The organism is Microbacterium phoenicis (genome assembly GCF_047302325.1).
In the GTDB taxonomy this organism is placed as follows: domain Bacteria; phylum Actinomycetota; class Actinomycetes; order Actinomycetales; family Microbacteriaceae; genus Microbacterium.
Map to the genome: position 1 here is coordinate 186,912 of NZ_CP154849.1, position 14,132 is coordinate 201,043.

Consider the following 14,132-nt stretch of genomic DNA (forward strand, 5'->3'; position numbering starts at 1 on the left):
ACGTACGGGGATCGAGCCTATCGGCCGCCGACGAGATCGCTGACGTTCTTGAGCGAGTCCATGACGTCGAGCATCGCGTCGACCGATCCGCCGATGGCCTCGGCGGCATTCGTCGGGTTGCCGGCGAGGGCCTGCCAGCCGCCCCGCCAGCTGCCGACGAAGCCGAAATTCGACCTCATGTATTCGGGGAACCTCATGGTTCGCATGAGGTTGATGGAGTTGAGCCCGTGCTGCCCGCTGAACAGGGTCGGCATCCGCCGCGCGAGGAAGCTGTTCAAGTCGCCGCCGAGCTCGACGAACTCGGATCCGGCCAGTCGCACCGCACCCGAGAGCCGCGGAAAGCGGACACCCGCGCTCGCGAACGATGCGAGATCGCCCAGCTTCGCGAGCTTGCCGAACGGGATGACCCCCAGCGCGGCGAACGCCACGCTGGTCCAGTCCCCGCGGCCGGCGTTGAGCTTCGCGATCTCGCCCATCAGCGAGAGGACGCCGGCGATGACTCCGAGGACACCCGCGAGGAGCGCGATCGGCCCGGTGAACACGAACGCGGCCGCCAGGAGCAGCACGCCCACCACGGTGAGGACCACCATCATGGCCTCCACGAAGGGCATCGCGTTGTCCCAGAAGCTGTCCTCGACGCCGTTCTCGTTGGTGCGTTCGAGGCTGCCGACCGCTCGGTCGTACGCCGACTCCCACGTCGCGACGGGTGCGTCGTATCCGCTCCAGTACGTCTCCCACGACTCGACGGCGGAGTCGAATGCACCCTGCTCTGCGTCCGTCGTGGGGCGCCGCGTAGTCGATTCGTCGTCGTCGGTGGTGCGGTCGTAATCGCGCTGCTCGCCCTCGGCCTCGCTGAGCGCCCACGACGCTGCTCGCACGTCCGGCCAGGTGCGTACGGCGCCGTCCACCTTTCCGTCGGTCGCTTCCTGCACGGCGCTGAGCGCCGTCGCGTACGCAGCGAGCGCGCTTCCGCTGGGCCGGTAGCGCTGCGACGCGACGCGAAGGTCCTCGTAGACCTCTTTCGCCTGCTCGCGGATCTTCTCGAACGACTCGCCCTGCCCGATCGTTCCGTCGGCGAACAACTCCAAGGTGTTCGCGGCGCGGGCCATCATGTCGCCGAGGTCCTCGATGTCCGACGCGTGTCGGGAGATCGGCGTCGGCTCACCGTCGATGTGCCGCACCCGGCGCCCACCCGGCGTCTCGGGCATGTCCTCGCGGGAGTAGATGTAGGAGTTCTCGGTCATTCGGATGCCTCCATACTCGCGGCGAGCTCGAGGTCGACGTCGATCCAGCCGTCACGAGCATCATCGAGGCGCTTCTTCATCTCTTCGAGGTTCCGACGCTGCGTCTCACGCTTGTCGTCCCACTCCGACTCGAATGCCTCGGCCGCCCTCGCGAGCCGGCTGTCCCCCTGCGGCTCGCCGATCGCCTCGATCAACTCGGTCGTGCGCCCACCGGCCGCTTCGAACTCGCCGATGATCTCGTGCAGCGCGTCGCTCAGCGCCTGCATCGAGTCCAGCGGAATCTCGACTCCGTCACCCATTTCACCCCTCCACGGTTCGGTCGGAAGTCATCCTAAGGACGGTTCACCGCGGAGGGCGATGGGGAGAGGTTCCCATCTCGACACCGCGACCCCGCCGACTCAGCTCCCCTGCTCGCGCAGCAGCTCGGCGAGACGCTCCAGCGCGGGGCGCTGCCCCTTCACGACCAGCTCGCTCGCACGAGCCAGCGGCATCCATTCGGCACGATCGACCTCGGGGAACGAGGCCGTCTTCCCCGAACGCGGCGGCCACTCCATCTCGAACTCGCCGAACACGAACCCGTCCGCCTCGAAGCCGGCGCCGTCGGCGACGAACACTGTCACCCGCTTGCCCGACGGATACGCGAACGTGCCGAGCTCGGCGTACTCGACGTCAGGCGGCTCCACGCCGAGCTCTTCGCGGAACTCCCGCGTCGCGGCATCCAGCACATCCTCGCCGTCCTCGAGCTCGCCCTTCGGGATCGACCAGGCACCCTCGTCCTTGTTCGCCCAGTACGGCCCGCCCATGTGAGCGACGAACGCCGACACCCCGCCCTCACCGTCGAGACGGTAGAGCAGGATGCCGGCGCTGTGCGTGGCCACGGACGGGCGGCGCTCGTCAGATCAGGCGGGACTTCGGCGAGACCGAGTACGTCTCCTCCGGGTCGGTGACGGCGACGGGCGCGAGCGCCTGGTTGATCGCGGCGTACGTGTCGTCGTCGAGCTCGATGCCCGAGGCCTTCACGGTGTCCTCGAGCTGCTCCGGACGCGATGCCCCGATGATCGCCGCGGCGATGTTCGGGTTGTGCAGGACCCAGGCGAGGGCGAGCTGCGGCATCGTGATGCCTGCGCCCTCGGCGATCGGCTGCAGCTTCTGCACGGCGGTGAGGGTCTCGTCCTTCATGAAGCGTTTGATCATGTCGGAGCCGCCCTTCTCGTCCGTCGCGCGCGATCCCTCGGGCGCCGGCTGGCCGGGCTGGTACTTGCCCGTCAGAACGCCCTGCGCCAGCGGCGACCAGACGATCTGCGAGATCCCGAGCTCCTCGGAGGTCGGGACGACCTTGCCCTCGATGACCCGCCACAGCGCGGAGTACTGCGGCTGGTTCGAGACGAGCTGGAAGCCCAGCTCCTTCGACAGCGCGTGTCCGGCGCGCAGCTGCTCGGCGGTCCACTCGCTGACGCCGATGTAGAGCGCCTTGCCCTGGCGGACGATGTCGGCGAAGGCCTGCATCGTCTCTTCGAGCGGGGTCTCGTAGTCGTAGCGGTGCGCCTGGTAGAGGTCGACGTAGTCGGTGTTCAGCCGCTTCAACGAACCGTTGATGCCCTCGAGGAGGTGCTTGCGCGACAGCCCGTGGTCGTTCGGGCCCTTGGGACCGGTCGGCCAGTAGACCTTCGTGAAGATCTCGAGGGATTCGCGGCGCTGACCCTTGAGCGCCTCCGCGAGGACGGACTCGGCCGCCGTGTTGGCGTACGCGTCGGCGGTGTCGAACGAGCTGATGCCGAGGTCGAGGGCCTTGTGGACCGTCGCGATCGCCGCGTCGTTCTCGACCTGCGAGCCGTGGGTGAGCCAGTTGCCGTAGGTGAGTTCGGTGATCTTCAGGCCGCTGTTGCCCAGGAATCGATAGTTGACCATGACACCGACGCTACTCCCGGGTACCGTCTCGACACGGGGCTCTTGACAGCGTTACGCCGCGGGCAGAATCGCCGGCCGGTCAGACCGATGCGGCAGCGACCTGATCGTCCTCGGTCGCGACGAGCTGACCACAGGCGCCGTCGATCTCCTTGCCGCGGGTGTCGCGGAGGGTGGTCGGGATGCCGGCCTCGTTGAGGCGTCGCACGAACTCGTTTTGCACGTCGACGTCCGACGAAGTCCAGATCGAGCCGGGCGTGGGGTTCAGCGGGATGGGGTTCACGTGCACCCAGCCGCGACCGCGCTGGTTGAGCTTCTCGGCGAGGAGGTCGGCGCGCCAGGCGTGGTCGTTCATGTCCTTGATGAGCGCGTACTCGATCGAGACCCGGCGGCCGGTCTTCTCGAAGTACTCGCGCGCGGCGTCGAGCGCTTCGTCGACCTTCCAGCGCGAGTTCACCGGGATGAGCTCGTCGCGCAGCAGGTCGTCGGGCGCGTGCAGCGACAGCGCGAACGTGACCGGGATGTCCTCGTTGCTCAGCTTGCGGATCGCGGGGACCAGGCCCACCGTCGAGACGGTGATGCCGCGCGCGCTCATGCCGAGGCCGTGCTTCTTGTCGACCATCGTCCGGACGGCCTGCATGACCCGGGCGTAGTTCGCGAGCGGCTCACCCATGCCCATGAAGACGATGTTCGTGACGCGCTCGTCCTTGTGCCCGACCTTGCGGGGGTCGCCGAGGCCGCCGTCGGCGATGAGCCGGTTGGCACGCACGACCTGATCGACGATCTCGGCCGCCGACATGTTGCGCGTGAGGCCCGCCTGGCCGGTGGCGCAGAACGGGCAGTTCATGCCGCAGCCGGCCTGGCTCGACACGCACAGCGTGATGCGTCCGGTGTACCGCATGAGGACGGACTCGACGAGCGCACCGTCGTGCAGGCGCCACAGGAATTTGATCGTGTCGCCCCCGTCGGTCTCGAGGCGGCGCACCTCGGTCATGAGGTTCGGCAGGAGTCCGCCGACGAGCTCCTCGCGGTTGCCCGCCGGCAGATCGGTCATGTGGGCGGGGTCCGACGTGTAGTGCTGGAAGTAGTGCTTCTCGAGCTGCCCGGCGCGGAAGCCCGGCATCCCGAGCTCCTTCAGCTTCTCGACGCGCGCATCGTGATCGAGGTCGGCGAGGTGCACCGGCGGCTTGCCACGCTTGGGGCTTGCGAACTGCAGCAGCGGGCGACCCTCGGCATCCTTCGCCTGCGTCCACCCCTCGGTCGCGGGCCGCACCTGCTTGGGCGTCGTCGTACGCACGGCGGACATGCCCTCGGGGCGCGCGGAAGTGGGCTCGGTCATGCCTTCCAGGCTACCGGCGAAGGGCTGGACGGATGCCGGACGACTCTAGACGCGCGGCGAGCGTCGCGATGTCGGCGGGCGTCGTGCGGCAGCACCCACCGATGAGGCGGGCACCGGCATCCACCCAGTCGTCGACACCGGTGAAGGCGGACCCGGGTTCGCCGCGCCAGGTCCGGGATGCCGCATCCCACCGCTCCCCGCTGTTCGGGTAGACGACAGCGGCGACCCCTGCCGGCACGTGCGACAGGACGGCGGGGATGAGCTCGGGCGGGCAGCAGTTCGCCCCGACCGCGACGGCTCCCGACGCGGACGCCGCCGTGGCGAGGGCGGACGCCAGGCCGCCGCCCTCGAACGCCGTACTCGCTGCGGACACCGACATCCACGCCGGGACGTCGATCCCCTCGAGCGCGAGGGCGATGGCCTCGACCTCGGCGGGAGAGGCGATGGTCTCGATAGCGAGCAGGTCGGGGCCGGCCGCAGCGAGCACCTCGATGCGGCGCCGGTGCCACCGCGCGAGGTCGGTCACGGAGACCCCGTAGTCCCCCGTGTACTCGCTACCGTCGGCGCGCACGGCGCCGAACGGGCCGACGGATGCCGCGACCCAGGCCCGCCCCTGCGCCGCTTCTCGAGCGAGTCGGACCGACGCCTCGAGCAGCCCGTCGACGGCCGCCTGGTCGTACCCGGCCGCACCGAGGTTGTCGTACCCGAGCTGGTACGAGGCGGTCGTGATCACCTCGGCCCCCGCGGCGACGAACTCGGCGTGCACGTCGCGGACGTCGTCCGGCGCATCGATGAGGACTCCCGCCGACCAGAGCGCACCCGCGAGGTCGTGTCCGCGAGCTTCGAGCATCGTTCCGAGTCCGCCGTCGAGGGCGACGGGGCGGCCTGCGATCACGGCGCGGACATCGGGCATGGGGTCACTCTAGGCTCGTCCGCCCTGCCCTCCCCTGCCGCATTACGCTGAAAGATGTGACGACTCCCCGCATCCGCCCGATCTCCGTGGACGACGCCGGCGAGGTGCTCACCCTGCAGCGCGCCGCCTTCGTGCAGGAGGCGCTCATCTACAACGCGGTCGACATGCCGCCGCTCACGCAGACCCTCGACGAGGTGCGCGCGGAGCTCGAGGAGAACCTCGGATGCGTTGCCCTCGACGGCGAGCGCATCGTGGGCTGCGTGCGGGCCCGCCTCGATGGTGACCTGCTGCTCGTCGGCCGGATCGCGATCGCCCCCGACCAGCAGGGATCGGGCCTCGGCACCTCACTGCTGTCCGCCGTCGAGGAGCGCGGCAGGGATGCCGGGGCGACGACCGCTGAGCTGTTCACCGGCTCGCTGAGCGAAGCGAACCTCCGCCTTTACCAGCGCGAGGGGTACGAGGAGAGCGAACGGATTCCCGGCGACGACGGGACCGAGCAGGTCTTCCTGCGCAAGCAGCTCTGAACCGGCCGTCCCTCTCCGTCCGGGAGAATGGACGTATGACGCGCATCGCCTTCCTCGACGTGGACGGAACCATCCTGGAGCACGGGACGGCCATCGCCGACTCGACCATCGCCGCCATCCGGACGGCACGAGAGAACGGGCACCTCGTCTATCTCTGCACCGGGCGCGCCGCGGGCGACATCCACCCCAAGGTCCGCGAGATCGGCTACGACGGCGCGATCACCAACGGCGGCGCGTACGCCGTGCGCGGAGACGATCTGCTGTTCGCCGACCCGATGCCCCGTGAGGACACCGACCGACTGATCTCGTACTTCGAGTCGGAGGACATCGACTACTTCCTGCAATCCGATGAAGCGGTGTTCGCGAGCGAGGGTGTCGGCGCGATGCTCGACGAGTACTTCGCCGAGCGCCGCAAGCGTCACCTCGAGGACGCCCGCCGCCTCGGGCAGGCCGACGTCGTCGAACCGAAGCCGATCGTCACCTACCGCCCCGTCGCCGAGGCCGACCTCGACGCGATCGCGAAGACCACATTCATCAGCAAGCGCTCCGACAGCGTCGACAGGGCCCAGACCGACCTCGGCGATCGCTTCCACGTCATCCCTGGCAGCATCCCGCTTCCTGGCGGATCCAACGGCGAGATCGGCCTGCGCGGCACGAACAAGGGCTCGGCGATCTTGCGCGTGCTCGAGGTCCTCGGCCTCGACGCGGCCGACGCGATCGGGATCGGCGACAGCTGGAACGACGCCGAGATGTTCGACGTCGTCGGGTCGCCCGTCGCGATGGGCAACGCCGACCCCGCCCTCAAGGAACGCGCCGGCAACGTCACCACCGACGTGCTCGACGACGGGGTGTGGAACGCGTTCGTCAAGCTCGGCCTGGTCTGACCTGCGCGCCGAGGCGTGTACGCGGATGCAAGAGATCGGGCGCGACACCCCGGCATCCGCTCGCCGTCGACGGCGTGTCGGGCCGAAACCCTTGCATCCGCGAACGGGTCAGTCGAGGAAGATGTCGGGGAACAGCTCGGTGTCGGGCGTTCCCAGCGTCGCCGCGTAGCCCGAGAAGTCGGTGACGCCCGCGTCGCGCAGCACGTCCTCGACGATGAGCGTCTGGCCGGTGTACTCGCGGGCGGGCTTGCAGAGCACCTCGTACGCCGCGTCTGCGTAGACCTCGGGGGTTCGGCTGACCTTCATCATCCGGTCGCCGCCGAGCGCGAACTGCACGGCGGCCGTCGCGATCGTCGTCTGCGGCCAGAGCGTGTTCGCCGCGACGCCGTCCTTCGCGAACTCCGCGGCCATGCCGAGGGTCGCCATCGTCATGCCGTACTTGGCGAGCGTGTACCCGGTGTGCGCGCCGAGCCACTTCGGCGACAGGTTGAGGGGCGGCGACAGCGACAGGATGTGGGGGTTCGCAGCATCCGTCAGCATCGGGAGCGCCGCCCGCGACAGCATGAACGTGCCGCGCACGTTGACGTCCTGCATGAGGTCGTACTTCTTCGCCGTGAGCTCGAGCGAGCCCGACAGGTCGATGACCGAGGCGTTGTTGACGACGATGTCGATCCCGCCGAACTCGCCCTGCGTCTTCAGGACGGCCTCGGTGATGTCGCCGTCGTCGCGGACGTCGCCGACGATGGGGAGCGCCTGCCCGCCGGCCGCGCGGATCTGCTCGGCTGCCGAGTGGACGGTGCCCTCGAGCTTGGGATGCGGGGTGTCGGTCTTGGCGAGCAGGGCGATGTTCGCGCCATCACGCGCGGCGCGCAGGGCGATCGCGAGGCCGATTCCGCGGCTGCCGCCCGACATGAGGATGGTCTTTCCGGCGAGGGTCATGGGTTCTCCAGGGGATCAGGAACGACGGGACCGGGATGCCGCGGCGAAAGCGGCGACGCGGGTCTTCGAGTCGTCGGTGTCGAACGCGGCACCGATGGTGCGGGCCTCGTCGTCGAGGTTGTCGGCGAACGGCCGGTGGGCACCCGTGCGGACCAGGCGCTTCGCCTGTCCGAACGCGCCGCTCGCGCCGTCGAGCCAGGCCCGCGCGACCTGCTCGGCGCGGTCGCCCGGCTGATCGACGACCTCGGCGACGAGCCCCCAGTCGAGCGCGGTGGCCGCATCGATCGTCGTGTCGGTGAGCAGCAGCTGCAGCGCGCGGCGCTGTCCGATGGCGGCCGGAAGCAGCGTCGAGACGCCGAGGTCGGGCGTAAGCCCTATGTTCGCGTACTTGCTGACGAACACGGCCCGCGGCGCGGCGACGACGTAGTCGGCCGTCAGCATCAAGCCGAGTCCGCCGCCGGCGACGGCGCCCTGCACCGAGGCGACCATCGGGATCGACGACTCGACGAAGGTCCGGATGCCGTCGTGGATGACCCCGGCCATTTCGGTGATCGTGCTGCCGCTGCCGCCGGAGGTCGCCATCTGCACGACATCGCCGCCGGCGCAGAACGCCGGGCCCGCGGCATCCATCACGATCGCTCCGACCGTGTCGTCGCTCGTCAGCTCGTGCGCCAGGTCGCGCCAGCGCCTGCCCATCTCGAAATCCATCGCGTTCAGCGACGCCGGACGGTTGAAGGTCAGCCGGGCGACCGCGCCGTCGCGCTGCAGCAGGATCGTGTCACTCATCGGGTCTCCACTCACTTCGGTGCCATGCGGATCGAGCCGTCCAGACGGATCGTCTCACCGTTGAGGTAACCGTTCTCGACAATGTGTTCCACAAGCGCTGCGTACTCATCCGGCCTGCCGAGTCGCGCCGGGTACGGCACCTGCTGGCCGAGGGACTCCTGCGCGGCCTCGGGGAGGCCGGCGAGCATCGGGGTCTCCATGATCCCGGGTGCGATCGTGCACACGCGGATGCCGGAGCGCGCCAGCTCGCGCGCGATCGGCAGGGTCATCGCGTGCACGCCGCCCTTGCTCGCGGCGTACGCCGGCTGGCCGATCTGCCCATCGAAGGCGGCGACGGAGGCCGTGTTCACGATGACGCCGCGGTCCCCGGATGCCGAGGGTACGGTCGCGGCCATCGCCGCCGCGGCCTGCGCGATGACGGTGTACGTGCCGATGAGGTTGATGCGGATGATCCGCTCGAAGTCCGCGACCGGGTTCGGTGAGCCGTCCCGCGCGAGCACCTTCGCGGGCGGCGCGATGCCTGCGCAGTTCACGGCGACGCGCAGCGGTGCGACGGCGGATGCCGCGGCCACGGCGGTCTCGACCTGTGCGGCATCCGTCACATCGGCGGCCGCGAAGGTGCCGCCGAGCTCTGCCGCGACCTCGGCGCCCGCGGACGACGGCAGGTCGACGACGACGACGTGCGCGCCCTGCGCCGCGAGGCGGCGGGCGGTGGCGAGCCCGAGGCCGCTGGCTCCCCCGGTGACGAGGGCGGATGCTCCGGCGATGTCCATGCGCTCTCCTTCGAACGGAATCGGGTCCCACGCATGGCGCGACTGGGTGCCACGGCGATGGGATGCCTCCAGGCTAGTCGTCTGGAGCTACGCGCACGACAAACGGGTCCGCCGACGGCAGGATGAAGGGATGTCGATTCCGCTGCCCGACGCTCCGGTGCCGCCGATCGCGCGCCGGCTGGCGCGCGGGGCGACACTGACACCGGTCTGGACGAACCAGCTCGGCGGGATGACGTGGGGCACCGATGACGAGCGGTTCATCAAGATCGGGCCCGTGCACCTCGAGACCTCGATGGCCGACGAAGCGGAGCGGCTGGCGTGGGCGGCGCCGTACCTGCGCGTACCGACCGTCGTCGAGCAGGGCGACGACGGCGAGACCGAGTGGCTCGTCACGCGAGCGATCGCGGGACTCTCCGCGGTGCACCCCGACTGGGTGGCGCGGCCCGACCAGGCGGTCCGCGCGATCGGCGAGGGTCTTCGCGCGCTGCACGAGAGCCTGCCTGTGGCATCCTGCCCGTTCGACTGGACCGTGCCGTCGCGGATCGCGAACGCGGCGGAGCGCGGCGTGGTGGTGCCGGCCGTGCTTCGCGATGGTCCGCCGATCGAGCAGCTCGTCGTCTGCCACGGCGATGCGTGCGCCCCCAACACGCTCATCGGCGACGACGGCCGGTGGAGCGGTCACGTCGACATGGGCCAGCTCGGCCTCGGCGACCGCTGGGGCGACATCGCCGTCGCGGCGATGAGCACCGGCTGGAACTACGGCCCCGGCTGGGACGGCCTGCTGCTCGAGGCATACGGCGTCGAGCCCGACGAGGAACGCCTCGCGTACTACCGTGACCTCTGGAACGCGACCTGAGGGTTCAGCGCACCGCGGCGTCGAACAGCGCCACCGCGGCGAGGTAGCCGGCGATGACGAGGGCGGTCGAGGCGAGCGGCACCCAGGCGAGGTCCCGACCGGTCCGCCGGGCGACGACCGCCGCGGACACGGTGACGAGGATGCTCGCCGCCATCGCCGAGACGAGGAGCATGCCCGCGGCATCCGCTGTCGCCCAGTCGCACGATGGCGCGCACGCTCCACCGGCGAAGACGGTGTGGAAGAACCAGAGCACGACAGTCACGACGATCGCGATCACCTGCAGGACGGCGACGGCCAGGACCGCGCCGACCCCGGTAGGGCGCGGCCGAGAAGGAGCGTTGCCGACGGTCACACCGCGGACGCTACCAGTCCGGTCGGATCATGCGCTGACGAACACCGACCCGCGGGCACGACAGGGCGCTTAGGCTCGTCCGGTGAGCGAACGGACGAGCACCGGGTTCCGCCTTCTCGAGGTCGCGTGGGACGACCCGCGCGCGAAGGCGCTCCGCGACGAACTGGATGCCGACCTCGGCGCTCGCTACGACGGGTTCCACGGTGATGAACCGGTCGAACGCCGCACCGCACGATTCCGCGCGCTCGCGATGCATCCCGACGAGATCGTCGCGACCCTCATCGCGGTGGATGCCGACGGCACTCCCACCGGCCACGTCATCCTCCGGCGCCTGGGCGACGAGTGGGAGATCAAGCGCCTCGTCGTGACCGCCGCGGCCCGAGGCCGCGGCATCGCGCGCGCCCTCATGAGCGCCGCCCTGGATCGTGCCCGCACGGGGGGCGCCGGTCGCGTCATCCTGCAGACCGGCATCCCGCAGCCGGAATCGGTCGCCCTGTACGAGTCGCTGGGGTTCACCCGCATCCCCGTCTACGAGCCGTACGCCGAGACGATGCCGCGCTCGATCTGCTTCGCCTACGCCTTCTGACCCCGGGTCACATCCAGACGAACCGGAACGACCCGACGGCCACGGCGACGGCGATCGCCGCCGCCATGATCGCGATGGCGCCGACGACCGCGACAGCGTCCCGCGATGACAGGCGGGAGGTGCGGGCCCACGTGCGCTCGATCGGCGAGCCGAAACCGCGGGCTTCCATCGCCGTCGCGAGACGCGTTCCCCGGCGCACCGCGAACACGAGCAGCACGAACGCCATCGAGAAGAACCGCCGTACGGCGTTCCGGTCCCCCACGCCGCGGGCCCGTCGCGCGAGTCGCATGGCCCGCCAATCGTCGACGAACAGCCCGAGCGTGCGCGTCCCGGCGAGGACGCCGAGCACCAGTTCCGCCGGCAGTCGGACGATCTGCGCCAGCGCGGCGGCGAGCTCGATGGGGTCGACGCGGCTGAACAGCAGGATCGTGGGCAGAGCCAGCGCGATGACGCGGATGCCGACGGCCACCGCGAAGGCGATGGAGTCGTCGCTGATCGTGGCGTACCAGAACGAGGCGTAGATTCGCCCGCCGGGCTCCGCGTAGAGCAGCATGCTGAGCCCCGCGACAGGCATGAGGACGAGGATCGGTGCCATACGGCGCAGGACCGTCCCGAAGCCGATGCCGGTCAGCGGGATGCAGAGCACCAGCAGCACGACCGCGACAGCCGCGCTGACGGCGTCGATCGTCGTCAGCAACGGGATCGAAAGGACGAACGCGAGCAGGATGCGGACCGCGGGGTTCACTCCGTCGAGCCACGCGTCCCGTTCCGCGGTCGCAGTGCCGACGAGGGTCATGACGCCACCGTCCCGAGGTCGATGCGCTGCCCGCCCAGCAGCCGGACGACGTCGTCGTCATGCGTGACCGCGACGACCGCGCGGCCGGCACCGATCTGATCCTGCAGGAGCGCGACGATGCTCGCCCACCCGCGGCGGTCCTGTCCGAACGTCGGCTCGTCGAGCACGATGGCCTCCGGTGCCGTGGCCAGCACGGTGGCGACTGACAACCGCCGCTTCTGCCCGCCCGAAAGGGTGAAGGGGTTCGCCCGGGCGAGGGCTGCGAGACCCAGGCGGTCGAGAAGACCATCGACGATGGCGTCGATCTCGCCGGTCGGCAGCTTCAGCGCACGGGGGCCCACCTCGAGCTCGGCACGGACGGTCGATGCGAGGAACTGGTGCTCGGGGTCTTGGAAGACGGTGCCGATGCGGGTGAGCAGCTGCCGCGACGTCCACCGCGACGGCCGCAGGCCCTTCCGCCCGGCCGGGACGGCGCCCGCCTCGACGGTCCCGGCGAACTCCGGCAGGAGTCCTGCGAGGGTCAGTGCCAGGGTCGACTTGCCGACGCCGTTCGGACCTGTGATGACGGATGCCGCGCCCGCCGCGACGTCGAGATCGATCCCCGCGCAGACCGGGGTCTTCCCGTCACGCGAGACGGTGAGCCCGCGTGCGCGGAGCGCAGCCGGGGCGCCGGCCGAGGCGGAGGGGAGCTCCGGCAGATCGACGGGATGCCCCGGCAACCACACGCCCGCCGCAAGGAGCGTCTCGGCGTGACGGGTGAACACCTCGGCGGGCGTGCTGTCGGCGAGGATACCTCCGTCCGCGCCGAGGACGACGACGCGGGTCATGAGGTCGATCCACACGTCCGTACGGTGCTCGATGACGACGAGCGTCGCGCCGGTGGCATCCACCGCCCGTCCCACAGCGGCACGGACCTCCCGCACCCCCTCGGGGTCGAGATTGGCGGTCGGCTCGTCGAGCAGGAGCAGGCCCGGTTCCATCGCCAGCACGCCGGCGATCGCGAGGCGCTGCTTCTGTCCGCCCGAGAGCTTCGCCGTCTCGCGGTCGAGCGGAACGTCGAGCCCGACGGCGTCGAGCGACGCGTCCACGCGCCCGGGGATGCGGTCGGGCGGCACGCCGAGGTTCTCGCACCCGAAAGCGACGTCGTCGCCGACGCGGGAGAGCACGACACCCGCGTCGGGGTCCTGCAGCACGAGCCCGACCCGGCCGCGCTGAGCGGCTGGGTCGGCGCCGTCGACGGTCATCCGTCCCGAGGTCGTCCCGTCCTCGTCCCCGCCCAGCAGGCCCGCCATCCCGGCCAGCAGGGTCGACTTACCGGCACCCGACGCGCCGAGGAGCAGAATACGCTCCCCGGGCGCGATGTCGAGATCGACGTCCCGCACGGCGGGGAGTCGTCGACCGGCGTAGCGCCAGCCCCACCCGCGAGCGCGCAGGCCCGCCGGCCCGGACCCGCCGATCAGACCTCGTCCGCCTGTTCTCGACCGGCGGCGAATCGGCTGAGCGCGCCGGTCTTCGCCAGTGCGCGGACGAGCAGCCATCCGACGACACCGGCGAGCGCGATGCCCGAGACGATGATCGTGCCGAGGTAGATGAGGTTGAACTCGAGCGTCTTCGCGATGTTGGGCGACGAGCCGAAGAAGAACTCGAAGATCCACGCGGCGACACCCGCACCGACGCCCGCGAGCGCCGCCACACCGATGCCGAAGCGGCGGTAGAGGAAGACGGCGAAGATGAGCTCCGCGCCGAGCCCCTGAACGAGACCCGACAGCAGGGTCGAGGCACCCCAGACGTTGCCGATGATCATCGACACAATGGCTGCGACCACCTCGACGAGGAGCGCGGCGCCGGGCTTGCGGATGACGAGACCGCCGATGACCCCGCCGATCAGCCAGATGCCGACGGCGAAGCCGCCGAGGCCGGGGGTCGCGGCATCCATCACTTCGAACCAGCCGTAGCCGACTCCGTTCCAGAACCAGAACAGGAGCCCCACCGCTACGCCGAGGACGGCGGCGACGACGATGTCGACGACCCGCCAGCGATAGCGGTTCGGTGACGAGGTCGTGAGCGTGTCGGTTTCGGACGCGACAGCGTGCATTGTCTCTCTCCTCCCTGCGCCGGCATGATCCGGATCAGGTTCGACGGTCGAAGCGTGGATCGCTTCCTCTCAGCCCGGCTCACCGGACTCCCGTGGTTGTGGCTCGAGTATAGCCACAGCCTGGGCGCGCTACCGTTGTC

The 14,132-nt window shown here is 70.2% G+C and carries 17 protein-coding genes and 1 riboswitch; of the genes, 4 read left to right on the top strand and 13 right to left on the bottom strand.

Annotation, left to right across the window (positions count from 1 at the left end; all coding sequences use genetic code 11):
* Positions 1–17: 17 nt before the first annotated feature.
* The 6 genes from ABCU91_RS00890 to mmuM form a co-directional block, all read right to left on the bottom strand.
* Positions 18–1,244, bottom strand: coding sequence for a hypothetical protein (locus ABCU91_RS00890; RefSeq protein WP_413354406.1), 1,227 nt, complete (start codon positions 1,242–1,244; stop codon positions 18–20).
* On the bottom strand, positions 1,241–1,543 hold the full coding sequence (locus ABCU91_RS00895) for a hypothetical protein (RefSeq protein WP_406923374.1): 303 nt from the start codon (positions 1,541–1,543) through the stop codon (positions 1,241–1,243). The genes ABCU91_RS00890 and ABCU91_RS00895 overlap by 4 nt, the downstream gene beginning before the upstream one ends.
* Positions 1,544–1,642: 99 nt before the next feature.
* Positions 1,643–2,122 (bottom strand): NUDIX domain-containing protein, encoded by a 480-nt coding sequence (locus ABCU91_RS00900; RefSeq protein WP_413354407.1) that lies wholly within the window; start codon positions 2,120–2,122, stop codon positions 1,643–1,645.
* 16 nt (positions 2,123–2,138) lie between these two features.
* On the bottom strand, positions 2,139–3,152 hold the full coding sequence (locus ABCU91_RS00905; RefSeq protein ID WP_413354408.1) for an aldo/keto reductase family protein: 1,014 nt from the start codon (positions 3,150–3,152) through the stop codon (positions 2,139–2,141).
* 79 nt (positions 3,153–3,231) lie between these two features.
* Positions 3,232–4,488: a 23S rRNA (adenine(2503)-C(2))-methyltransferase RlmN gene (gene rlmN / locus ABCU91_RS00910; protein WP_413354409.1), complete on the bottom strand. Its 1,257-nt coding sequence runs from the start codon at positions 4,486–4,488 to the stop codon at positions 3,232–3,234.
* 10 nt (positions 4,489–4,498) lie between these two features.
* Positions 4,499–5,401, bottom strand: coding sequence for a homocysteine S-methyltransferase (mmuM, locus tag ABCU91_RS00915; RefSeq protein WP_413354410.1), 903 nt, complete (start codon positions 5,399–5,401; stop codon positions 4,499–4,501).
* A gap of 56 nt (positions 5,402–5,457) precedes the next feature.
* Here mmuM and ABCU91_RS00920 point away from each other — a divergent pair, with 56 nt between their 5' ends.
* Positions 5,458–5,925 (top strand): GNAT family N-acetyltransferase, encoded by a 468-nt coding sequence (locus tag ABCU91_RS00920; protein WP_413354411.1) that lies wholly within the window; start codon positions 5,458–5,460, stop codon positions 5,923–5,925.
* Positions 5,926–5,960: 35 nt separating this feature from the next.
* Positions 5,961–6,809: a Cof-type HAD-IIB family hydrolase gene (locus ABCU91_RS00925; protein ID WP_406923366.1), complete on the top strand. Its 849-nt coding sequence runs from the start codon at positions 5,961–5,963 to the stop codon at positions 6,807–6,809.
* Positions 6,810–6,917: 108 nt separating this feature from the next.
* Here the strand turns inward: ABCU91_RS00925 and ABCU91_RS00930 are convergent, their stop codons facing one another.
* Genes ABCU91_RS00930 through ABCU91_RS00940 form a run of 3 tightly spaced genes read right to left on the bottom strand, consistent with a single transcriptional unit; the run spans position 6,918 to position 9,307 of the window.
* Positions 6,918–7,748, bottom strand: coding sequence for an SDR family oxidoreductase (locus tag ABCU91_RS00930; RefSeq protein ID WP_413354412.1), 831 nt, complete (start codon positions 7,746–7,748; stop codon positions 6,918–6,920).
* 15 nt (positions 7,749–7,763) lie between these two features.
* Positions 7,764–8,534 (bottom strand): enoyl-CoA hydratase/isomerase family protein, encoded by a 771-nt coding sequence (locus ABCU91_RS00935; RefSeq protein WP_413354413.1) that lies wholly within the window; start codon positions 8,532–8,534, stop codon positions 7,764–7,766.
* An 11-nt stretch (positions 8,535–8,545) separates the two neighbouring features.
* Entirely contained in the window at positions 8,546–9,307 is a 762-nt protein-coding gene (locus tag ABCU91_RS00940; RefSeq protein ID WP_406923363.1) for an SDR family NAD(P)-dependent oxidoreductase, read from the bottom strand.
* A gap of 130 nt (positions 9,308–9,437) precedes the next feature.
* On the opposite strand from ABCU91_RS00940, the gene ABCU91_RS00945 reads away from it, so the two are divergent.
* Entirely contained in the window at positions 9,438–10,163 is a 726-nt protein-coding gene (locus ABCU91_RS00945) for a phosphotransferase (protein ID WP_413354414.1), read from the top strand.
* Positions 10,164–10,167: 4 nt separating this feature from the next.
* Here ABCU91_RS00945 and ABCU91_RS00950 read toward each other — a convergent pair whose 3' ends face one another.
* On the bottom strand, positions 10,168–10,515 hold the full coding sequence (locus tag ABCU91_RS00950; RefSeq protein ID WP_413354415.1) for a hypothetical protein: 348 nt from the start codon (positions 10,513–10,515) through the stop codon (positions 10,168–10,170).
* 82 nt (positions 10,516–10,597) lie between these two features.
* Here ABCU91_RS00950 and ABCU91_RS00955 point away from each other — a divergent pair, with 82 nt between their 5' ends.
* On the top strand, positions 10,598–11,101 hold the full coding sequence (locus tag ABCU91_RS00955) for a GNAT family N-acetyltransferase (RefSeq protein ID WP_413354416.1): 504 nt from the start codon (positions 10,598–10,600) through the stop codon (positions 11,099–11,101).
* A gap of 7 nt (positions 11,102–11,108) precedes the next feature.
* On the opposite strand, the gene ABCU91_RS00960 is transcribed toward ABCU91_RS00955, so the two are convergent.
* The 3 genes from ABCU91_RS00960 to ABCU91_RS00970 all read right to left on the bottom strand — a co-directional run bounded on the left by ABCU91_RS00960 (position 11,109) and on the right by ABCU91_RS00970 (position 13,992).
* A complete protein-coding gene (locus ABCU91_RS00960) occupies positions 11,109–11,897 on the bottom strand; it encodes an energy-coupling factor transporter transmembrane component T family protein (RefSeq protein ID WP_413354417.1) in 789 nt (262 codons plus the stop codon).
* Entirely contained in the window at positions 11,894–13,435 is a 1,542-nt protein-coding gene (locus tag ABCU91_RS00965; RefSeq protein WP_413354418.1) for an ABC transporter ATP-binding protein, read from the bottom strand. The genes ABCU91_RS00960 and ABCU91_RS00965 overlap by 4 nt, the downstream gene beginning before the upstream one ends.
* On the bottom strand, positions 13,354–13,992 hold the full coding sequence (locus tag ABCU91_RS00970) for an ECF transporter S component (protein ID WP_406923357.1): 639 nt from the start codon (positions 13,990–13,992) through the stop codon (positions 13,354–13,356). Before ABCU91_RS00970 ends, ABCU91_RS00965 begins: the two co-directional genes overlap by 82 nt.
* Positions 13,987–14,096, bottom strand: a riboswitch (TPP riboswitch). Its footprint overlaps the gene before it by 6 nt.
* Between the last annotated feature and the right edge of the window lie 36 nt (positions 14,097–14,132).